Here is a 22,141-nt window from a genome sequence, read left to right on the forward strand (position 1 = left end):
AAGGACAAACACTTGATTTTAAACAGAAAAAAAGCAGCCTAAAACATTACACTTTAAAAAATTAAAAATACTCTAGGTTTATAGGGGTCAAAACAGTTAGCATATACTTATGAATTTATTTAAGCGATATAATTAAAGAGGAGGTATGCTGTATGAACGAATACTTAAATAGAAAGTATTCGTTCTTTTGATAGTGTTGTTTTTTTGTAAAAAAGGATTTGTTTGTTTTTTCTTATTTGTAGATTCGTAAAGTCGATTAAAAACGATAGATAAACACTATTTTTACACAATAAATTAGATTAATAATGAAAAATATACTGTACTTGTTTTTGTTTTTTTGGATAGGACAAGTTGTTTTTGCAAATGAGCGAGTACTTTCTGATAGAGCAGAGATAACGGTGCTAACTTGTGGAGTAGGTGATGAACTGTATTCTTTGTTTGGGCATACTGCTATTAGAGTAAATGACCCGATGGAAGGAATTGACAGGGTGTATAACTACGGAATGTTTGATTTTTCAACACCCAACTTCTACGGAAAGTTTGTAAAAGGGGATTTACTTTACTTTGCTGATTATTCTACGTACAAGAATTTTTTAGTAGGGTATTACTATGATAATCGCGCTGTTTATGAACAAGTGCTTAATTTATCACAAGAACAAAAACAAGCTATCTGGGAAGAGTTAAACAATTCTTTGAAAGAGGAGAATAAATATTACGTATATAAGTTTATTGACCAAAACTGTACAACTAAAGTAGGAGATATTTTAAACCATAATCTTTCTAAGCCGTTGAATACAGATATTGAGGGAAATCGCGAAGAATATCGAACTATTTTGAATACTTACTTAAAGAGTAGATATTTTGAGTTATTAGGTATCAACCTTATTTTTGGCTCAAAGGTAGACCAAAAGTCAAGTTTATTGTTTTTACCAGATAAGTTGATGAAGGGGATTGCAGAAACTACAATTGATGGCAAACCATTGGTAAAGGAAACTTTTACAGTTTTAGAGGACAACAATAACGCAAAGAATAATGGTGTGTGGTGGAATACAATTTGGCTATTTAGTGCAATTGTTTTACTGCTAACATATTTGAATACGTTTCAAATGGTTAGGAATGCTTATTTCATTCTAATGGGGATATTAGGTATTTTCTTCTTCGCAGTAGGCTTTTACTCTTTGCATTCAGAGCTTTTAAGTAATAATACCATTTTACTATGTAGTCCATTATTTTTGGTGCTTCCATTTGTTAGAAGAAAGTATATCATTTTGAAGATTGTACAAATGTTACTATTTGTTTCCTTATTTTTGTATGTAGTTTTAAACTTATCAAGTGAGAAACTAATAGTTACCTTACCACTTTTCTTCTTAACCGTTGTTAGTTTAGCTATCGATATGAGAAGCAGTAGAAGTTGGGTAATGGCTAAATAAAATTGTAAATAAAAGAAAAGAGCTATGTTTTCATTTTTTAAATCAAAACCTGTTTTAAAAGACCTTATTCCAAATAACTTTGTTGATATTCACTCGCATTTGATGTTTGGTATTGACGATGGGGCACAGACACAGGAGGACACAAAAACTATAATTAGTGCGATGAAATCTTTAGGATTTGATCAGGCAATTACTACACCGCATACAACACCATTAGTTTGGGATAACACCAAAGAAGGAATATTAGCTAAGTATGATGAGGTTAAAACAGTTTTAGCAAGTGAGGCAGAGTCTCTAAAGCTAAGAGTGGCATCTGAATATATGATGGATGAGAGTTTTTTGAAGCGAATTGAAACAGAAAAACTGCTTACATTAAAAGATAATTATGTTCTTGTTGAAATGTCTTATGTAAATCCACCTATTCAGTTAATGGATATTTTATTTCATTTAAAGTCAAACGGATATAATATTGTTTTGGCTCACCCTGAGCGTTACAACTTTTATCACGGAAACTTAGAGATGTATAAGAAGTTGAAAAAGTCTGGTTGTCAGTTTCAGATGAACTTATTATCGACAACAGGATATTATGGAGGACACGTGTTAGAGGCTGCCAATTATTTGTTGAACAACGATATGATCGATTTTGTTGGTTCTGATATTCACCATACAAAGCATATACGTGGATTTGAATCTAAAGTTCAGGTTAAGGAAGTTAAGAATTTAGAAAAGGCAATTGCAAATAATATTTTCTTTAAACAATAAAAAGAATACGACATAAACTATAAAGGGACTACTTCAATAGATGAGGTAGTCCCTTTTTTGTTGTACTTAAACTTTATAGTAGAAGTACTATCTGTTCAAAGCGGTTAAAAAAGAAAGAGGACTTATCATTGCGATAAGTCCTCTTTTTATACTTGTTTACTCTGTGCTTAGTTTGTTACAACCTCACCTTTAATTCTTAAAGCTACTACACCATTAATGTAGTTCGTTGCATTAGATTCAACAGTGATTGTTCTACTAATTTTTCCAGGAGCCATATTGTATTTAATATCAATTTTTCCTTTTTGTCCTGGTAATACTGGTTCTTCTGGTTTAGAAGGCACAGTACATCCACAAGTAGAGCGTACAGCCGTAATGATAAGAGGCTCGTCTCCAATGTTAGTGAACTCAAAAGTTCTAACACCGCTGTCTTTACCTTTTACAACAGTTCCGTAGTCAATTGTGTTATTCTCTGCTTTAAACTCGATTTTTGGTCCGTTTTGTGCGAATGTAATTGCACTTGTCAATACCAAAACTAATAATGCTAACATTTTTTTCATTGTCTATTATTTTCGTGTTATGTAAATTTATAAATTTTCGGAAAACAAACAAGTTAATTATACTTTCAATCTAAGAAAGTAATTTTTTGTAATTGATTTGTAATCCACTATTTTTGCATACTACAAAGATACGTAAAAAAAAATATGTATCTTTTATTTAAATGCAATGCAATATATGATTTATATTGCTTTAGCATTAAAAAAAAGTTAAAAACAAGTAAAATTAATAGTATAATGACAATACCTGCACAATTCGACGCTAAGCAAGTAGAGCAAAAGTGGTATCAGTACTGGATGGAAAATAAGTATTTTCATTCAACACCTGATCATAGAGAGCCTTACACAATTGTAATTCCGCCACCAAACGTGACTGGAGTATTACATATGGGGCATATGTTAAACAATACAATTCAAGATGTATTAATTCGTCGTGCACGTTTAAAAGGGCTTAACGCTTGTTGGGTACCAGGAACGGATCACGCTTCTATCGCTACTGAAGCTAAAGTCGTCGCTAAATTGAAAGAGCAGGGAATCAATAAGAACGATTTAACACGCGAAGAGTTTTTAGTACACGCTTGGGATTGGACTGAAGAGTATGGTGGAGTAATTTTAGAGCAACTAAAAAAATTAGGTTGTTCTTGTGATTGGGACCGTACGAAGTTTACAATGGATCCTGAGATGTCAGAACAAGTGATTAAGTCTTTTGTTGATTTATATAACAAAGGGTTGATTTATAGAGGGTACAGAATGGTTAACTGGGATCCAGAAGCTAAAACTACGCTTTCTGATGAAGAGGTTATCTATGAAGAACGCCAAGGTAAATTGTACCACTTAAAATACCAAATTGAAGGTTCTGAGGATTATTTAGTTATTGCAACTACTCGTCCTGAAACAATCTTAGGGGATTCGGCTATCTGTATTAACCCAAATGATGAGCGTTATACTCATTTAAAAGGAAAGAAAGCTATCGTTCCAATTTGTAACCGTGTTATTCCAATTATTTTTGACGAATACGTTGATATGGAATTCGGAACAGGATGTTTAAAAGTAACTCCTGCACACGATGTAAACGATAAAGATTTAGGAGAAAGACACAATTTAGAGATCATTGATATCTTTAATGAAGATGCTACTTTAAACGATTTAGGTTTACATTATAAAGGGAAAGACCGTTTTGTTGTACGTAAAGAGATTGAAGACGAATTAGCTTCTATTGGTGCGTTAGACAAAGTAGAAAATTATATCAATAACGTTGGTACATCTGAGCGTACAAAAGCAGTTATCGAACCAAGACTTTCAGACCAATGGTTCTTGAAAATGGAAGAATTAGCTAAACCTGCTTTAGCTGCTGTTATGGAAACAGAAGACGTAAAGTTATACCCAAGTCGTTATAACAATACATACAGAAGCTGGTTAGAGAACATCCGCGATTGGAATATCTCTCGTCAGTTGTGGTGGGGACACCAAATTCCTGCTTTCTATTACGGAGCTGGAAAAGAAGATTTCGTTGTGGCTGAAACAATTGAACAAGCAGTTGAATTAGCAAAAACTAAATCAGGTAATGCTGCATTAACTGTTGCTGATTTAAAACAAGATGACGATGCTTTAGATACTTGGTTCTCTTCTTGGTTATGGCCAATGGCAGTATTCAATGGAGTTTCTAAACCAGAGAATGATGAGTTCAATTACTATTATCCTACAAATGATTTAGTAACAGGACCGGATATTATCTTCTTCTGGGTTGCTCGTATGATTATGGCTGGATATGAATATACTGGTAAAAAACCATTTACTAATGTGTACTTCACAGGTATTGTAAGAGATGCTCAACGTCGTAAGATGTCTAAATCATTAGGAAACTCTCCAGATGCATTAGGATTAATTGAGAAGTTTGGTGCTGATGGTGTTCGTGTAGGATTATTGTTATCTGCTGCTGCAGGAAATGATATCTTGTTTGACGAAGAACTTTGTAACCAAGGTAAAGCATTTACAAACAAAGTATGGAACGCATTCCGTTTAGTAAAAGGATGGGAAGTTTCTGAAACATTAGAGCAACCAGAATCAGCTAAAGTTTCTTTAGCGTGGTACGAAGCTAAATTGCAAAAAACATTAGTGGAGATTGAAGACCACTTTGAAAAATACAGAATTTCAGATGCTTTAATGGCTATCTATAAATTGGTATGGGATGATTTCTGTTCTTGGTTCTTAGAAATGATTAAACCAGGATACCAACAACCAATTGATGCTAAAACATTCAATAAAACAATTGAATTGTTAGAAGCTAACTTGAAGTTGTTACATCCATTTATGCCTTTCTTATCAGAAGAAATTTGGCAACACATCAGCGAGCGTACAGCAGAAGATGCATTAGTAGTATCTGCTTGGCCTGCAATTAAAGAGTTTGACGAAAACTTGATTAAAGAGTTTGAGTTTGCTACTGAGGTTATCGCTGGTATTAGAACAATTCGTAAAGACAAGAATATTTCTTTTAAAGAGACTATCGACTTAAAAGTAATAAACAACGAAAAGGCTTCAACTTATTTTGATACTATCATTTCTAAATTAGGAAACGTTGAGGTTATTGAATATGTAACAGAGCAAGTAAGTGGTGCATTGTCTTACCGTGTTAATTCTAATGAGTACTTTATTCCAGTTACAGGAAGTGTGAATTTAGAAGAAGAAGTAGCTAAATTGGAAGAAGAGTTGAAATACTTAAAAGGTTTCTTGAAATCAGTACAAGGAAAATTATCTAATGAGAAATTCGTTAGTGGTGCTCCTGCTCAAGTTGTTGATAACGAGAAAAAGAAAGAAGCAGATGCTTTAGCTAAGATTGCCACTATTGAACACAGCTTAGCTGGATTGAAATAATAGAAACAACTTGTTGTTTTAAAACTTATGCCTCTAAAGAGTATTTCTTTTTAGAGGCATTTTTTTATATTCGCATTAATGAAAATCAACTTACATACACATCATACCACTAATTTATTTGAAGGAATTGAAATAGTAAATCAATACCCTATGCAAGTAAATACTGCAGTTCCTCATTACTCTGTAGGAATACATCCGTGGTACATAGAAGAAATGAGTTGGCAGAAGGAATTAACTGTTTTAGAAGAACAATTATTACAAGCAAACTGCTTAGCAATAGGAGAGTGTGGTTTAGATAAAAAGATAGCAATTCCGTTAGAATTGCAAATAAAAGTGTTTTCTGCGCAATTACTACTTGCAGAAAAGTACAAAAAAGCAGTAATTTTGCACCTTGTTTCAGCCTATCAAGAAGTTATTGCTTTAAAAAAAGAGTTGCATATTTCTGTACCAATGATTGTTCACGGGTTTAATAAGAACAAACAAGTAGCAGATAGCTTAATCAAGAATGGTTTTTATCTATCATTTGGCAAAGCCTTATTAAGCAAACCTGCATTAGTTGAGGTATTTCAAGCAATGCCTAAAGACAAGGTGTTTTTAGAAACCGATGATGTAAAAGACGTAAGTATAGAAGCTGTTTATCATAAAGCAATGGAAGTAGCGCCAGGTATTGAAGCACAAATAGAAGCAAATTTTAGAGAGATATTTAGTATATAATTACAGCGTTAAGCTGATTAAAACGTTAATAATAGATGGCGGTTTGGCAAGAAAGAGCAGAATTACTGTTTAAGGAAGAAGGATTACAAAAACTACAAAATGCAAAAGTGTTAGTTGTAGGATTAGGAGGAGTTGGTTCATTTGCTGCTGAGTTTTTAGCAAGAGCAGGAGTAGGAACAATGACAATTGTAGATGGAGATACTGTTGATATTACTAATATAAATAGACAGTTGCCAGCATTGCACTCTACAGTAGGAATGCCAAAAGTACAAGTAGTAGGAGATAGATTGATGGATATTAATCCTGCATTGAACTTAACACGTATAGAAGAGTTTATCTCTCCAGAAAGAGCACACGAAATCGTAACAGAAGATTTTGACTATGTGTTGGATTGTATTGACAGTGTAACGCCAAAAGTAAATTTGATTTTAGCAGCTAAGCGTAAGAAAGTAAAAGTAATCAGCAATATGGGAGCAGGTGGTAAAATGCAAGCGAATAAAATTGTGATTAAAGATATAGCTAAAACAGATGTTTGTCCGTTAGCAAAACAAATCCGCAAGCGTTTGAAAAAAGAAGGCATTTCATCAGGCGTAAAAGCAGTTTTTTCAACAGAGAAACCAGATGAGAGTAGCTTAAAAATGACAGACGGAAAGAACTTTAAAAAGTCGTTTTTTGGTACAAATAGTTGGATGCCTGCCTTATTTGGATTGCATTCAGCAGAGCACGTAGTGCGTTATATTATTTCAAAAGAGGTATAGTTATAGAAAATAAAAGGAGCTCATTGAGCTCCTTTTCTGTTTTAGTATCCAATCGTAAATTGTCTGTTTATAAATTGAGGCGTTGTTATTTCGTCTGCAATAGCTACCGCTACATCTTCAACGGAGATTCTACTTCTGCTTTCACAATCAAATACAGGACTGTTTACCCCTAATCTATAATGACCAGTTCTCTCTCCGGGATTTCCTGGGTTCATTTCAATAGCAGGGCTAAAGTACGTCCATTTGAATGCTGTTTCTTTGGATAAGGTATTTTGGAAATAATCACGTACTGCTGTAGCGCCTGGTTTGATAGCTGCAGGGAATTCAGGAGTATCTACTAATTGTAAATTTGGTTTTACATATAAAGTACCAGCCCCTCCAATTACGATTAATCGCTCTGCATTTGAATTTTTTACAGCTTGGTGAATAGCATTCACACCTTTTGTAAAATCGGCATATAAGTTTGGATTTGTCCATCCAGCGTTGAAAGCACTAACTACAATATCTCCCTCTTTTAGGATATTTTCTAATTGATGATCTTTAGTTACATCCATTTCGATTGGCGTAATTAATCGAGTACTCGGAATGTTTTGCGTATTTCGAGCAATTGCATTGACTTGAAAACCTCTCTCTTTGAATTCAGCTAACAAAGCTTGTCCCACATATCCCGTTGCTCCTATTAAAATGATACTTTTCATACTGTACTGTTTTTAATTAATAATAGTAAAGGTATTGGTATCGTGTGGTTTATAAATAAAAAACCGACTTAAACTACAAATTTCTTAATGTAGATTAAGTCGGTTCATCACAGTGTATATATTTTACTAATACGCGGGTAATATTTTAGCTACCATTAATCCTTGAAGCACAATAATCAAAGCAGATAACCCCCATAAGAAGACAAAAGCAATCTTTTGTAAAACTGGTTGTTGTTCGCCTGCTTGTTGCTGTGCTTTTTTAAGCATTAACATTGGCATCACTAAGGCTAAGATTACTAAAGAAACCGAAGCATATCCTAAAGCAATAATAAATCCGTCAGGGTAGAAAAGTGCAAACATTAAAGGCGGTATAAAAGTCAATAAAGTTGCCGATACACTATGGTTTACCATTGGTCTATTTTTTCCTAAATCTTTGATGTAATCACTTAAAGAAAGTGCTACTCCCCAGAAAGAGGTTAGAATAGCTGCAGCTGCAAATATGTTGAAAGCAACTTTAATCACACTTGAGTCTTGTATTTTTCGAATTGCTTTTAGTAATCCCTCAAGTCCAGAGTTCTCTTGTAAAATAACATTAAAAGCACTGCTTTCGATATTTCCTAAAATTGTAAGTTCCCAAATTAAGTACAACACCAATGGAATAATACTTCCGATAAAGAACACCCATTTTAATTGTTTTAAGTTACCATCTAAGTATTTTACTAAACTCGGAATAACAACATAAAAACCAAAACTGGTAAATACAACAGGTATTGTTGCTAATACAGGCAAAGCAGTTGTAGGTGTAAACGCTAAGTGAGCTGCCTCAATTTTAGGCAGTAATAAACCGATTACAACACATAAAAAAAGTAGTTTAATACTAAATACAATCTTTGTACTTATATCAACTATTCTTGTTCCAAACGCGATAATACCACCAAACATAACAGCAAACAATACAGCTGTAATTTGAGGAGATATTTCTCTTTCTAACCACAGTTCTAAGTTTGTTCTAAGTATTTCTCCCCCTCCAGTGATATATGCACTCACTAGAGCATACATTAAGGTTAGCATACTAATTGCTGTAACAATAGCACCTGGTTTACCAAGATACTTTATAGTAAGAGTATTTAATCCGTCATTAGGCGAATTATATTTATATACGTCAACAAGAAGTATAGAAGTATAAAACATAGCAAACCAGATACAGAATAAGATTAAAGCCATAAAGCTAAAACCTACATTTGCTGATATAATTGGCATTGCTAACATTCCTGCTCCAATTGTAGTCCCTGCTACAATAAGGATACTTCCGATAATTCTTTGCATTATTTTTTCTTTTTTAAATTAAATTGAGTTGAACTGTGTGTTTTATTTTCATTAGTCTAATATTGGGAGTTTTCCCATTGTCATTAATGTTTGAATAATTAAAATAGCTACTCCAAATGCCATTATTAATGTGAAAGCTATCTTTTGAAAGAAAGAGATTTTCTCTTTTCTTTCTTGTTTTACTTTGATATACATTAAAATTGGTATAAAAAGCGATGTAATTACTACTGATATTGCAGCATAACTTAAAGCAACAACAAATCCTTTTGGGTAGTATAATGCAAAAAGTAGAGGGGGAATAAAAGTAATTAGATAAATTATAAAAGGGCGCTTAGAAAATGATTTTTTCTTTGCTAAATCTTTAATATAGTCAAATAAGGCAAGGGCAACACCTAAAAAAGAGGTTAATATAGCTGCTGCAGTAAATACGTTAATTGGTATTTGTAGCCAGTTTGATTGAGAAACTGTACTAACAGCTTTAATCATTCCTTCTAAACCTTTGTTTTCTTGTATGATGTCAAAGAATACTTGTGGATTTATACTTCCTAAGATTGACGACTGCCAGATGATGTAAACAATCAAAGGCAATAAACTACCATAAACAAAAGCTTTCTTTAAGTCCTTTAGATTTCCATCTAAGTATTTCACTAAACTTGGCACTACGATGTGAAAACCAAAAGAAGTGAATATAACAGGAATAGAAGAGAATACTAAGGCTCTTTCCATTGGTAATTGCAATAAGTTTTCAATTTGGATATACCCAAACATAATTAGTACAATGATCAATAGAAACCCTAATTTGATTAAGAATAACCATTTCGTAGCAAAATCAACCACACGAGCACCTAAGGCAACAATACCCCCAAAAAGGACAGTGAAGATTAAAGCTGTTACTTGTGGAGTTAGCTCAATATCTAACCATTTGCTAAGGTTAAGTCGTAAAATATCGCTACCGCCAGCTATATACGCACTAACCAAAGCAAACATTAACGTAAGCATACTTATACCTGTAACAATAGAACCTGCCTTACCTAAATATTTGTAAGTCATTGTGCTCAATCCGTCATCAGGATTATTATATCGGTAAGTTTCAACTAATAAAATTGCGGTATAGCACATAGCCAACCATATTAAAACCATAATTAACGTTATACCAGGAAAGCCAACTCCCGACGAGATAATTGGCATTGCTAACATTCCACCTCCAATTGCCGTACCAGCAATGATTAGGATACTTCCAATAATTTTACTATTCACTTTTTGTTATGTTTTAGTTTATAGTATTGTGAAAAAATAAATATATGTTTTTATTTTTTATAATAATACTAATAGTTGTTTATTTTCTTTAATTAATGTTGGGGGAATTGGCTAAGAATAGGTGTTTTTACACCTAAAGATGATGAGGTTTATTCTCGGATAAACATTGTTTATATTTGCTTATATAAAAATGTGAGGTATGAATACATTAGAAAACATATTGGTGGAAAAAAAGATAAAGCCTACTGCAATGCGGTTATTAGTTTTAAAATATTTAAAACAACAAGACGGAGCAGTGTCATTGGCAGATATCGAAGCAAGTTTCGACCAATCTGATCGAGTAACTATTTATCGTACAGTAAAAACGTTTGAAAGCAAAGGATTACTCCACAGTATTACTACAAATAACGTTACTCAATATGCATTATGTTCTCAGGGATGTGATGAAGATAAACACCACGATACTCATTTACATTTTGTTTGTAATAAATGCAAAAAGACAATTTGTCTAACACAAGTTTCTATACCTAAAATTGAGATACCACAAGATTTTCAGTTAGATGATATAGAAGTTGTAGCCAAAGGGATTTGTAAGGAATGCAAGTCCTAATATCGACGATATCGATATTTCGAGATGATGTGTGTAAGAATAGAAACAGCGTGAATTCGAGAATTTTCTATAAACCAAGTGTGCGTGTTTAGTCCACCACATACTACACCTGCCAAATATAAATTAGGTACATTCGTTTCCATAGTTTCTGTATTGTATATAGGAGTTTTATCTTGCGTATCTGCAATTTCTACTCCCAATTGATTTAAAAAGTCAAAATTCGGACGGTACCCCGTTAATGCTAAAACGAAGTCGTTGTCAAGTTCAACTTCTCCTTCAGGAGTTTGAACTGTTACCGAGTTAGGTTGAATAGAAGTTAAGTTGCTTTCAAATAAAGCTTTGATACTTCCTTCTGCAATTCTATTTTCAATATCTGGTTTAACCCAGTATTTTACGTGAGAACTTATCTCTTTATCTCTAATTACCATTGTAACCTTAGCGCCTTTTCTATAGCATTCTAATGCAGCATCAACAGACGAGTTACTTGCCCCAACAACAACGACATTCATATTCGCGTAGAAGTGAGGGTCCTTATAGTAATGTGTAAGCTTAGGTAAGTCTTCACCTGGAATATTCAATTTGTTAGGTAAGTCGTAGAAACCTGTAGCTACAATAACGTTTGAAGCTAAGTAAGTATCTTTTGATGTTTTTACCTCAAATTGACCTTCGCTATTTTTGTCAGCACTTAACACTTGTTCAAATAAGTGAAGGTTTAATTCATTAGAAGAAGCAACTCTTCTGTAGTATTCTAAAGCTTCATTACGACGAGGCTTCTTTTCAATACTAATAAAAGGAATGTTATCTAATTCTAATAATTCAGAAGAAGAGAAGAACTGCATATTAGCAGGATAATTATATAGTGAATTAACTAAACAGCCTTTTTCAACAATCAGGTGTGATAACCCTTGTTTTTTTGCTTCTAGTCCGCAAGCTATCCCTATTGGACCTCCACCTACTATCACTATATCAAAATGTTTCATAATCTTATTTCTATTGCTTTTAGTTTTATTGAAAAAACTATAAAATTGTTTAATCCTTTTATGTAATAACTACAAAGTTACTTATTTCTTTTAAAACAAGGTCAGTATTCTATGAGAGAATAGCAAAAGAAAAAGCCACTCGATGTGAGTGGCTCTATCTAAAAATTGTATAATTGAAAAATTATTCAGTCACTTTATCAGCTACTAAGTGAATTCCAATTTCCATATCTTGGCTAATTCCCCATTCAGCAGGACTAATAGCAGCACCAGTTTTATCAGTAGTACCGAATTTGATACCCCAATCAGTACGTTGTGCTACGAAGTTAGCTTCAACAGTAGTTTTACCATCAGCGATAGTTACTTTAGCAGGGAAAGTAATGTTTACAGTGTTGTCTAAAATAGTTAAGTTTCCGCTTACTAATTTGTTAGCTCCTTCAATTTTGCTTTCATTTTTAGAAGCATCAAAATCTTCTACTTTAGTGATTGCAAATGCAACAGTAGGGTATTTTTCTACGTCAAAGAAGTCAGCATTTTTTAAGTGTCCTTCTAATTTAGCAACATCTTCATCTTTGCTTACAGATTCTCTATCTACAGCAATTGTATTCATATCCATTACGTAGTTACCAGCGTTTAAACCAGAAGCATCAACAGCAATATCTCCAGATTGAAGAGAGATTTTACCAAATCTTGGGTCTAATCCACCTTTGTGTCCAACTTTCCAAGTTACATAACTATCAGTAAGGTTTACGTTGAATTTTTCTCCTTTTTCAGTTGCAACTTCTTGTTCAGTAGTAGTTGTTACTTTATCTGCGTTTTTGTTACCACAAGACGCAAGAGTCATTGTAGCTATAACAGCTAATGATAATACGATTTTTTTCATTTTAATGCTTATTTTAATTAGTTCAAATGTACAATTCTTACAGATAAGAAACAATGTATCAGAAAAATAAGCTTCTTAAAATGAAGTGTTTCCATTTATATTAATAAAGATGGTTAAATGAGATTGATTATGAAAAAAGTAGATAAGTGAGATTTTGATGTTTTTTGGCTTATTTAAATGTGATATGCTTAGTGTTCTTGACCATAAATTAGCGATGTGTAAAAAGCTTATTTAGACTAATGACAAGTAGTAGAGAATAGAGATTGTTATATGAAATAGTACTTTTTGACGTAATAAAACAAAAAAAAACAGGTTACCGAAGTAACCTGTTTCATATATGCTTTGTATAGAGATTGACTATTCAGCAATTAATTTTCCTTGCATCAAAGCGAAGTGAGCAGGGAATGAACATAAGAAATCATAAGTACCAGCTTCAGTAATTGTGAATTCAATTGTATCAGATTGTCCACCACCTAATGTTTTAGTGTGAGCAACAATGTTTTCTTTTCCTTCAGCAGGGATATAATCTGTTTCAGTAGCTTTAGCAGCTTCTTCAGCAAATGCTGCTAATTCAGTACCTGGTTTTAATAGTACCCAGTTGTGTCCCATAATAGCTTTGTCCATTTTTCCAATGTGTTTTAAAGTTAAGGTAACTTTTTCTCCAACAGGAACACGGATTTCATTTTGGCTGAATTTCATAGCATCATCAGCTGTAATTGTAATTTGTACACCTTGAACTTCTTCTGCTTCAGCTGGTGCCTCAGTAGTAGTTTCAGGAGCAGTTGTAGTGTTATCAGCTTTTTTTTCTCCACAAGAAAATAACATTGTACTTGTAATTGCTAATGCCAAAATAGTGTTTAATCTTTTCATGATAACTTTATTAAATAATTTGTGTAAATGATAATTACTCTTGTTTAAAAGAGTACAATAAAGGTACGACAATTAGTGGGCATGGTCAATTAATTACAGTTTAATTTAAAGAATTATTCAATCTCTTTAAAAGTAGACAATGTATTGATGAAATTCGTTGTTTCTACCGCTTGATTATTAGCTTGTGTCCAACCAATGAACTGATAATTTGCTTTTTTACCATTTAAAACAACTTGCAACATAAACATCAGATCCGTTCCTTGAGCCATTTTTAACTCGTACATTTTACCTGCAATACCATTTATACGCACCTCTTCCTCTTTGATTACTTCGTAGTTTGGTCTTTTATTGTAGTTAGCCAATGCTTTTTGAGTAAACTCTTCAAAAGAAGCAGTTTTATCTTTAGCCTCGTGAGCAGTAACCACAAATACTTGTTTAAACGTATTTCCATATTGTAAATCTGCTTCCGGATATAAATCTTCCATAACAGCTAATGTACCTGGAACTTCGATTGAATATAAATTGTCCACTGTTTCCGTTTGTGGAGGAGTTACTTTTTGATTACAGCTAACAAGCGTAAATAAGCAAATGGCAAAAGCTAAGAATTTAGTTTTCATAGTAAATGTTTGTTTTGTGTTTAAAGTAATAAAGTTAGTAAAAATGGATGAGGTAAACTTCTACTTTTTTTTACAATTTAATAACATTGGAGTTTTAAATAATGACTTATCTTAGAAGAAATAATATTAAAAATTATAATTATGGCAAAAACAGTTTTAATGTTAGCAGGAGACTTCGTAGAGGATTATGAAGTAATGGTACCTTATCAAGCACTACTTTCAGTAGGAGTAAATGTAGATGTAGTATGTCCAGGGAAAAAGAAAAACGAAGTTATAGCAACAGCTATTCACGACTTTGTAGGTTTTCAGACGTATGCTGAATCAAGAGGTCATAATTTTGTAATTAACAAGTCTTTTGATGAAGTGAAGATTGAAGAGTATGCAGGATTATATATCTGCGGTGGAAGATCGTCAGAATACATCAGATTAAACCATAGCGTAATTGAGTTTGTGCAATACTTTTTTGAAAAGAACTTACCAGTAGCAGCTATTTGTCACGGTATTCAAGTATTGACACCAGCAAATGTTTTAAAAGGGAGAACCTTAACAGCTTACCCAGCAGTTGGACCAGATATTACAGTTGCAGGAGGTGTTTACAAAGAAATAGATGCTGATAAAGCGGTAGTAGACGGAAACTTAGTTACCTCTCCAGCTTGGCCTGGACATCCGGCTATTCTTAGAGAATTTTACAAGATGATTGGCGTACATATCGGATAAGTAAAAAAACATTATTCATTTTTTGCGATGTTAGATAAGGGAGAGTTCATTAAACATTTCTTATTTTAGCATCGCAAATTTTTTTGATATGATTTCAGTAGAACAATTTAAAGCAGAGTTAGATATTATTATTCGCAATGCAATTAGAGAAGATGTAGGTGATGGAGATCACAGTTCATTAGCGTGTATTCCTGCTTCTGCAACAGGAAAAGCAAAGTTGTTAGTTAAAGAAGACGGTATAATTGCTGGAGTTGATTTTGCTAAAATGGTATTCAATTACGTTGACCCTTTATTAATTGTAGAAGAATGTGTGAAAGACGGTACTTCTGTAAAAGTGGGAGATATTGTCTTATATGTTTCGGGATCATCACAATCGATCTTAAAAGCAGAGCGCTTGGTTTTAAATGCAATGCAACGTATGAGTGCCATTGCAACTAAAACGCGTGTTTTTGTTGACTTACTTGAAGGTACAGGAACGAAGATATTAGATACTCGTAAAACAACACCAGGAATTAGAGCAATTGAAAAATGGGCTGTAAAAATTGCAGGAGGAGAGAACCACCGTTTTGCGTTATACGATATGATTATGTTGAAAGATAATCATATAGACTTTGCAGGGGGAATAAAACAAGCAATTGAGAAGACTAATCAATATCTAAAAGACAATAAGAAAGACCTTAAAATTATAGTTGAAGCAAGAAGTATTGATGAGGTAAAACAAATCTTAGCTTGTGACAATGTACACCGTATCTTATTAGATAATTTTGATTATGATATGACAAGAGAGGCGGTACAATTAATTGGCAACCAGTGTCAGACGGAGTCTTCAGGTAATATAGACGAAACTACCGTTAGAGAATATGCTTTATGTGGAGTAAACTATGTTTCTTCAGGAGCTCTAACGCATTCAGTATATAATATGGATTTAAGTTTAAAAGCGGTGTTGTAAAACAAGGTTAAAAAGGAGAGTTAGATTGCTCTTGATAAAGTATAATTCTGTATTTTTATAGCAAAGCGAAAAGATGTCGAGAGAGATTGAAAGTAAAATAGAAAAAATACCTGTATTAAATAAAGTGGTTGGCTTTTTAAAAAAGATACGCTTTTCTTTTTTAGAAGGTTACTCTTTATACGATCTTATTGAATTGTATTTAGTAGGAATTGTCAAGGGAGCCTTTTCGTATCGGGCAGGTTCAATTGCTTTCAGTTTCTTTATGGCTTTATTTCCTTTTGCTTTATTTATATTAAACCTTATACCTTATATACCCTTAGATAATTTTCAATTAGACTTTATGCAGTTTATTGAAAATTCAGTTCCTCCTAATACATTTGAAGCCATTGAGTCTATTATTCACGACATTATGAATAATAGTTATCGCTCATTATTATCTTCCGGATTCTTGCTGTCTATCTTTTTAATGACTAATGGAGTCTTTGCAATAATTGGAGGGTTTGAATCGTCTTACCATATTACAATATCGCGCAATATTATTAGGCAGTATTTAGTTGCATTAGTATTGTCAGTCTTCTTAGCAGTTTTACTTATTTTCTCAGTAGCTTTTTACGTTGTATTAGAAGTAGCGATGTATAAGTTTGACGTAAATTCAACATTGATACAATGGTCAAGAAGTATTTTTTTATTACTCGTTGTTTTAATGACTACTTCAATTCTGTATAAATTTGGTGCTAAAGAAACAAAACGGGTTTCGTTTATTTCGATAGGTTCTGTATTTACAACAGTTCTCTATATACTTACTTCTTATTTGTTTAGTGTATATGTTTTACGTTTTGCCCGTTATAACGAATTATATGGGTCAATAGGTACTTTATTGGTGGTTATGTTTTATTTGTGGATTAACTGTATGATCCTATTATTAGGTTTTGAATTAAATTTAGCGATAAGTAAACTTAAGTCAAAAAAAAAGGTATATTTGAAACATAACCATTAAACTATCCAAAGAAATATGAAGAATTTTTTAACCTGCTTGATAATGGTATTGGGTGTATCTTTATCAATGAACGCACAAAGTATTGTAGGAAAGTGGAAGACTATTGATGACAATACAGGTAAAGAGAAGTCGATAATCAATATTTACGAAAAAGACGGTAAGTATTACGGACAAGTAAAAAAACTGTTGAATCCTTCTAAACCAAATCCAACTTGTGATAAATGTGAGGGAGATGAGAAAGGTAAACCAATTGAAGGGTTAGTAATCATTAAAGGATTAACGAAAAAAGGTGATGAATATACAGGAGGAAAGATCACTGATCCAGAATCTGGAAAACAGTATAAATGCACTGTAAAATTAAATGGAAAAGATAAGCTTGACGTAAGAGGTTATGTTGGACTATCATTAATAGGTAGAACGCAAACTTGGGTTAAAGCAGAATAAGATTTTAAATAAATTATAAGAAGGTCATCGAAAGATGGCCTTTTTTTCTTTAATAAAAGGAGTGAGTGTTTGTATAGTGTAAATTTTGCTAATATATATCGCAGGAAGTCTGTGTGCTGATGAGGAAAGCGAGTTAAAACTATTTATCTTTGTTTTTATTAAAAAGAAAATTGAAGATGTACTACTTTGTTGAGGTTATTGTTCCTGTTGCAGTTGAACCAACTTTTACTTATCAAATCAGTGAAGCCGAATATGATTTCATCCAAATAGGGATGCGAGTTGCTGTGCCATTTGGTAAGTCTAAAGTTTATACAGCTATAGTGATTGAAAAGCACAATAGAGTACCCGAATTATATGTAGCCAAGGAGATAAATGAGATCATAGATATTACTCCAGTTGTAACACAGAAGCAAATAGATTTATGGAAGTGGATTGCTTCTTACTATTTGTGTACAATAGGTGAGGTATATAGGAGTGCTATGCCTTCAAGATTACTTTTAGAAAGTGAGACATTAATACAGTATAATCCTAAACACACTGTATCGCCAGACGATTTAGATGATTCAGAATATTTGTTATTTGAGGCTTTACAACAACAAGCGATATTAAAAGTAGAAGAAATTATTGCGATTCTAAACCGTAAAAAAGTATTCCCAGTGATTAATTCTCTGCTGGAAAAAGGAATGATTTTCTTACAAGAAGAATTAGTTGAAAAGTATAAACCTAAACAAATTCGCTATGTAAAAATCGCTGAACCTTATGTAGCTGAGAATGGGTTATCAGATTTAATGCAATTAGTATCTCGAGCAGAAAAGCAACGCGAAATGGTGTTGAAGTTTTTTCAGTTGAATGCTGTTGCTAAGAAACCAATTACAGTTAAGCAATTGGTAGAGGAGTCAGAATCTTCTTCTGCTGTTGTCAAGGCTTTGATTGATAAGGGAGTTTTTGAAGAGTATTATTTGAATCAAGATCGGGTTATTTTTGGTGACGCTAAACAAGATATTATTGAGTTAAGTGATGAACAGAGTAAAGCACTTTGGGAGATAGGACAGCATTTTGAGCAGAAAGATGTGGTATTACTTCACGGGGTTACAGCTTCTGGAAAAACAGAGGTTTATATTAAACTACTTGAAAAATATTTAGCCCAAGAAGGGCAAATATTGTTTTTAGTACCTGAAATAGGATTGACAACGCAGTTAGTTTCGCGTTTAGTAAACTATTTTGGAAACCAAGTAGCGGTGTATAATTCGAAGTATTCACACAACGAACGTTTAGAGGTTTGGGATCAAGTGTTGAACCAATCAGAAAAAGCTAAGATTGTTATTGGTACGCGTTTGTCTATTTTCTTGCCGTTTCAAGATTTGCAGTTGATTATTGTAGATGAAGAGCAAGAAGGAAATTACAAGCAACACGATCCTGCTCCGCGTTATCACGGACGGGATTCTGCTATTGTATTAGCTAAGCAGCATCAAGCGAAAGTGATTTTAGGTACGGCAACGCCGAGTTTAGAGACTTATTACAATGCTACACAAGGCAAGTATGGTTTGGTGCAATTGACAAAACGTTATTCCAATGTGGTGCTGCCAGAAATTGTTTTGGTTGATGTAAAAGATAAATACAAGCGAAAACAGATGACAGGACACTTTTCTGATTATCTGATTGAAGCGATGAATATGGCTTTGTCTTTGGAGGAACAAGTGATTTTGTTTCAAAATAGAAGAGGTTTTTCGCCAGTAGTAGAATGTATGACGTGTGGTTCTGTGCCTGAATGTCCTCATTGTGATGTGAGTTTAACGTATCACAAGTTTAAAAATGAATTGCGATGCCATTATTGCGGTTATACACTTCCAATGCCAAAGCAATGTTATCGTTGTCACAGCGTAGATTTGAACACTAAAGGATTTGGAACAGAGCAAGTAGAAGAGGAGTTAAGAGAGTTGTTTCCCAATAAGCGAATTGGCCGTATGGATCAAGATACGACAAGAGGGAAACACGGTTATGAAAAGATTGTAGAAGCCTTTGAAAATAGGCAGATAGATATATTGGTGGGGACACAAATGTTGGCCAAGGGATTTGACTTTGGCAATGTGAATTTAGTCGGTATTATGAATGCTGACAATAGTTTATATCACCCCGATTTTAGAGCACACGAACGCGCTTATCAAATGATGGTTCAAGTAGCAGGGCGTGCAGGAAGACAAGATAAAAAGGGGAAGGTAGTGATACAAACTTTTAATCCTTATCACAACATTATTCAACAAGTGACGAATAATGATTATGTGGGAATGTATAAAGAACAAATGTATGAGCGCTATAATTTTAAATACCCACCATTCTATAGGTTAGTACGTTTGACTTTAAAACATCGAGATTTCGAGAAGTTACGTGAGGCTTCTTTTTGGTTGTATAACAATTTAAAAGAGCAATTAGGAATACCAGTTTTAGGTCCTGAAGAACCCGCTATTAATAGAATTCGCAATCAATATATACGCGTAATCCTAATTAAAATACCGCAGAATGTTCCTCTTGTTAAAACAAAGGAGAATGTGAAGCGTATCCTAAAGAGTTTTGAAGCAATTGGCGCTTATCGTTCAGTGAGGGTTACACCAAATGTTGATTTTTATTAGTTTTGTAAGTTATTGAATTTGTGTTTTTATTGAACAGCAATTTTAAGTAAGATATATAAAAAGTAAAAAGACTATGGTAGGAATTGCTACTAAGGACTTGTTCGTAGTGAAATAGTAGTATATAATTTACATAAGTTTAATAAGAATATCTTTTGTGATACTAACTTAAAATGTACTTTTGTTTACTACACTATGGAGTGTAAATAAAAAAAGAACATATGAAAAATTTAAAAATAGTAGTTTTTGACGAAGCGTTAAAGAGTGAAGAGCATTATGATATTGTTTATTCGAATATATCTGTTATCAACTTAATCCGCGATGAAGGTGGTTCTATTGACGAGGATATTCATCACGATGCTTTACTTAGTTATTACGTAGACTATTACTTAGATCAATATGAAACAGGAAACTTCTCTCAGATAGTATGGAATTCAGGAGCTGATTATGAATTTTTCGATATTGTTGAAGAAGGACTTGGGAAAATGGGAGCTAAACAGCACCAAGCATTTTTGAAAAAACAAGTTACTCTTTTGAAAAGCTTAGATTATGAAGTGCTTGAAGGATTTGTAGAAGCTGATTATTCTGCAACACATCAAACAAGCATTGCGTTAAACAATGACGAATTTTTTGATATAGAAGAAGATGTTGTTGAGTTAAATGCTAATTGGTTAAAAGGTCACGTTGATTTAGCGGCTTTATCTATTGAAGATATCTACGTATATGTAGAAAATCTTTTAGGTAAAAAAATTCAGAGAGAAGAAGAATAGAACTTAAAAATATAGTTGAGGTATAAAAGAGGCACTTTGCGACTTATATTTAAATTGAAATAAATTAAATATCAATTTGGATTGTAAGGTAACAAGTTGTATTTTTGCACCCAATTTTGTAACAAATAAAATTTTGTATTTATGAATCATTATGAAACTGTTTTCATCTTGAATCCCGTTTTATCTGAAACTCAGGTAAAGGAAACAGTAATTAAATTCGAAGAATTTATTACTTCTCGCGGTGGAGAGATGGTATCTAAAGAGGATTGGGGCTTAAAAAAATTAGCTTATGAAATCCAACACAAGAAAAGTGGATTTTATCACTTATTCGAATTCAAAGCTCCAGGAGAAGTTATCCTTAGCTTAGAAACTGAATTCAGACGTGATGAAAGAGTTATGCGTTTCTTAACTGTAACTTTAGACAAACACGCTATTTCTTGGGCTGAAAGAAGAAGAGAGAAATTAAAATCTAAAAAAGCTTAATTGTTATGTCAAGTATAGAACAATCTGCAAAAGGTAAAAAAGACGGAGATATCAGATATCTAACGCCTTTAAACATTGAAACAAACAAAGCTAAAAAGTACTGTCGTTTCAAAAAATCTGGAATCCAATATATTGACTATAAAGATGCTGATTTCTTATTGAAATTCGTTAACGAACAAGGGAAAATTCTTCCTCGTCGTTTAACAGGAACTTCTTTGAAATTCCAAAGAAAAGTATCTGTAGCGGTAAAAAGAGCTCGTCACTTAGCTTTAATGCCATACGTAGCTGATTTATTAAAATAATAACAAATTAAGTTGTTGGTTTTCACACCGTGAAACCTAACTTCTTTAAAAAGGACATCAACATGGAAATTATCTTAAAACAAGACGTTCAAAAATTAGGTTTCAAAGACGACGTAGTAACTGTTAAACCAGGATACGGACGTAACTACTTAATTCCTCAAGGAATGGCAGTTTTAGCTACACCTTCTGCAAAGAAAGTATTAGCTGAGAACTTAAAACAAAGAGCGCACAAAGAAGCTAAATTAATTGCAGATGCAAAAGTTATTGCTGAGGCATTAAAAGCTTTAGATATTAAAATCGCTGTTAAAGCAGGTGGAGAAAAATTATTCGGATCTGTTACTAACGCTAATATTGCTGAAGCATTCGCTAAAGAAGGTCAAGAAATTGACAGAAAATTCATCACTTCAGGAGTTATCAAACGTTTAGGTAAATATACTGCTAACGTTCGTTTACACCGTGATGTAATCGTTGAAGTTGATTACGAAGTAATCGCTGAGCAAGAATAGTCATTTTTTGATTATATATATA

Annotated in this window: 23 protein-coding genes; 15 read left to right on the forward strand and 8 right to left on the reverse strand. The window is 33.0% G+C overall.

Going from position 1 to position 22,141, the window contains the following annotated elements:
• The first annotated feature begins 305 nt into the window (after positions 1-305).
• Entirely contained in the window at positions 306-1,430 is a 1,125-nt protein-coding gene (locus BLT46_RS10690) for a lipoprotein N-acyltransferase Lnb domain-containing protein (RefSeq protein ID WP_245722980.1), read from the forward strand.
• Positions 1,431-1,454: 24 nt separating this feature from the next.
• On the forward strand, positions 1,455-2,192 hold the full coding sequence (locus BLT46_RS10695) for a tyrosine-protein phosphatase (RefSeq protein ID WP_090410063.1): 738 nt from the start codon (positions 1,455-1,457) through the stop codon (positions 2,190-2,192).
• A gap of 167 nt (positions 2,193-2,359) precedes the next feature.
• Here the strand turns inward: BLT46_RS10695 and BLT46_RS10700 are convergent, their stop codons facing one another.
• Entirely contained in the window at positions 2,360-2,749 is a 390-nt protein-coding gene (locus BLT46_RS10700) for a DUF1573 domain-containing protein (protein WP_090410065.1), read from the reverse strand.
• Between the two features lie 234 nt (positions 2,750-2,983).
• On the opposite strand from BLT46_RS10700, the gene BLT46_RS10705 reads away from it, so the two are divergent.
• The 3 genes from BLT46_RS10705 to BLT46_RS10715 all read left to right on the forward strand — a co-directional run bounded on the left by BLT46_RS10705 (position 2,984) and on the right by BLT46_RS10715 (position 7,089).
• The gene (locus BLT46_RS10705) at positions 2,984-5,617 is read left to right on the forward strand and encodes a valine--tRNA ligase (protein ID WP_090410143.1); all 2,634 of its coding nucleotides are present in this window, start codon (positions 2,984-2,986) and stop codon (positions 5,615-5,617) included.
• A gap of 78 nt (positions 5,618-5,695) precedes the next feature.
• Entirely contained in the window at positions 5,696-6,331 is a 636-nt protein-coding gene (locus tag BLT46_RS10710) for a TatD family hydrolase (protein WP_090410067.1), read from the forward strand.
• A 35-nt stretch (positions 6,332-6,366) separates the two neighbouring features.
• On the forward strand, positions 6,367-7,089 hold the full coding sequence (locus BLT46_RS10715; RefSeq protein ID WP_090410071.1) for a tRNA threonylcarbamoyladenosine dehydratase: 723 nt from the start codon (positions 6,367-6,369) through the stop codon (positions 7,087-7,089).
• Positions 7,090-7,130: 41 nt separating this feature from the next.
• On the opposite strand, the gene BLT46_RS10720 is transcribed toward BLT46_RS10715, so the two are convergent.
• The 3 genes from BLT46_RS10720 to BLT46_RS10730 all read right to left on the reverse strand — a co-directional run bounded on the left by BLT46_RS10720 (position 7,131) and on the right by BLT46_RS10730 (position 10,370).
• Complete coding sequence (locus BLT46_RS10720; protein WP_090410073.1) at positions 7,131-7,787, reverse strand: NAD(P)-dependent oxidoreductase; 657 nt, start codon at positions 7,785-7,787, stop codon at positions 7,131-7,133.
• A gap of 126 nt (positions 7,788-7,913) precedes the next feature.
• Positions 7,914-9,113, reverse strand: a complete 1,200-nt coding sequence (locus BLT46_RS10725) for an aromatic amino acid transport family protein (protein ID WP_090410076.1) — start codon at positions 9,111-9,113, stop codon at positions 7,914-7,916.
• Positions 9,114-9,164: 51 nt separating this feature from the next.
• Positions 9,165-10,370 (reverse strand): aromatic amino acid transport family protein, encoded by a 1,206-nt coding sequence (locus tag BLT46_RS10730; protein WP_090410078.1) that lies wholly within the window; start codon positions 10,368-10,370, stop codon positions 9,165-9,167.
• A gap of 199 nt (positions 10,371-10,569) precedes the next feature.
• On the opposite strand from BLT46_RS10730, the gene BLT46_RS10735 reads away from it, so the two are divergent.
• The gene (locus BLT46_RS10735) at positions 10,570-10,980 is read left to right on the forward strand and encodes a Fur family transcriptional regulator (protein ID WP_090410079.1); all 411 of its coding nucleotides are present in this window, start codon (positions 10,570-10,572) and stop codon (positions 10,978-10,980) included.
• Here the strand turns inward: BLT46_RS10735 and BLT46_RS10740 are convergent.
• From BLT46_RS10740 to BLT46_RS10755, 4 genes are all read right to left on the reverse strand, one after another.
• The gene (locus BLT46_RS10740; protein ID WP_090410081.1) at positions 10,977-11,960 is read right to left on the reverse strand and encodes a YpdA family putative bacillithiol disulfide reductase; all 984 of its coding nucleotides are present in this window, start codon (positions 11,958-11,960) and stop codon (positions 10,977-10,979) included. The genes BLT46_RS10735 and BLT46_RS10740 overlap by 4 nt on opposite strands.
• Before the next feature lie 181 nt (positions 11,961-12,141).
• The gene (locus BLT46_RS10745; protein WP_090410083.1) at positions 12,142-12,840 is read right to left on the reverse strand and encodes a YceI family protein; all 699 of its coding nucleotides are present in this window, start codon (positions 12,838-12,840) and stop codon (positions 12,142-12,144) included.
• A 357-nt stretch (positions 12,841-13,197) separates the two neighbouring features.
• A complete protein-coding gene (azu, locus tag BLT46_RS10750) occupies positions 13,198-13,710 on the reverse strand; it encodes an azurin (RefSeq protein ID WP_090410085.1) in 513 nt (170 codons plus the stop codon).
• Positions 13,711-13,823: 113 nt separating this feature from the next.
• Positions 13,824-14,327, reverse strand: coding sequence for a hypothetical protein (locus BLT46_RS10755; protein ID WP_090410087.1), 504 nt, complete (start codon positions 14,325-14,327; stop codon positions 13,824-13,826).
• 141 nt (positions 14,328-14,468) lie between these two features.
• Between BLT46_RS10755 and BLT46_RS10760 the strand changes: the two genes are divergently transcribed.
• The 9 genes from BLT46_RS10760 to rplI all read left to right on the forward strand — a co-directional run bounded on the left by BLT46_RS10760 (position 14,469) and on the right by rplI (position 22,119).
• Positions 14,469-15,044 carry a DJ-1/PfpI family protein gene (locus BLT46_RS10760; RefSeq protein ID WP_090410091.1) on the forward strand — a complete coding sequence of 192 codons (576 nt, stop codon included), beginning with the start codon at positions 14,469-14,471 and terminating at the stop codon, positions 15,042-15,044.
• 88 nt (positions 15,045-15,132) lie between these two features.
• A complete protein-coding gene (gene nadC / locus BLT46_RS10765) occupies positions 15,133-15,993 on the forward strand; it encodes a carboxylating nicotinate-nucleotide diphosphorylase (protein ID WP_090410093.1) in 861 nt (286 codons plus the stop codon).
• Between the two features lie 73 nt (positions 15,994-16,066).
• Positions 16,067-16,990: a YihY/virulence factor BrkB family protein gene (locus BLT46_RS10770; RefSeq protein ID WP_090410095.1), complete on the forward strand. Its 924-nt coding sequence runs from the start codon at positions 16,067-16,069 to the stop codon at positions 16,988-16,990.
• 15 nt (positions 16,991-17,005) lie between these two features.
• The gene (locus tag BLT46_RS10775; protein ID WP_090410097.1) at positions 17,006-17,434 is read left to right on the forward strand and encodes a DUF2147 domain-containing protein; all 429 of its coding nucleotides are present in this window, start codon (positions 17,006-17,008) and stop codon (positions 17,432-17,434) included.
• 176 nt (positions 17,435-17,610) lie between these two features.
• On the forward strand, positions 17,611-20,061 hold the full coding sequence (gene priA / locus BLT46_RS10780; RefSeq protein WP_090410099.1) for a replication restart helicase PriA: 2,451 nt from the start codon (positions 17,611-17,613) through the stop codon (positions 20,059-20,061).
• 218 nt (positions 20,062-20,279) lie between these two features.
• Positions 20,280-20,828 (forward strand): DMP19 family protein, encoded by a 549-nt coding sequence (locus BLT46_RS10785; protein ID WP_090410101.1) that lies wholly within the window; start codon positions 20,280-20,282, stop codon positions 20,826-20,828.
• Between the two features lie 141 nt (positions 20,829-20,969).
• Complete coding sequence (rpsF, locus tag BLT46_RS10790; protein WP_090410103.1) at positions 20,970-21,311, forward strand: 30S ribosomal protein S6; 342 nt, start codon at positions 20,970-20,972, stop codon at positions 21,309-21,311.
• A gap of 5 nt (positions 21,312-21,316) precedes the next feature.
• Entirely contained in the window at positions 21,317-21,613 is a 297-nt protein-coding gene (gene rpsR / locus BLT46_RS10795) for a 30S ribosomal protein S18 (RefSeq protein ID WP_090410105.1), read from the forward strand.
• 62 nt (positions 21,614-21,675) lie between these two features.
• On the forward strand, positions 21,676-22,119 hold the full coding sequence (gene rplI, locus BLT46_RS10800) for a 50S ribosomal protein L9 (RefSeq protein WP_090410107.1): 444 nt from the start codon (positions 21,676-21,678) through the stop codon (positions 22,117-22,119).
• The last annotated feature ends 22 nt before the right edge of the window (positions 22,120-22,141 follow it).

This window comes from Myroides phaeus, assembly GCF_900099675.1.
Classification (GTDB): Bacteria; Bacteroidota; Bacteroidia; order Flavobacteriales; family Flavobacteriaceae; genus Flavobacterium; species Flavobacterium phaeum.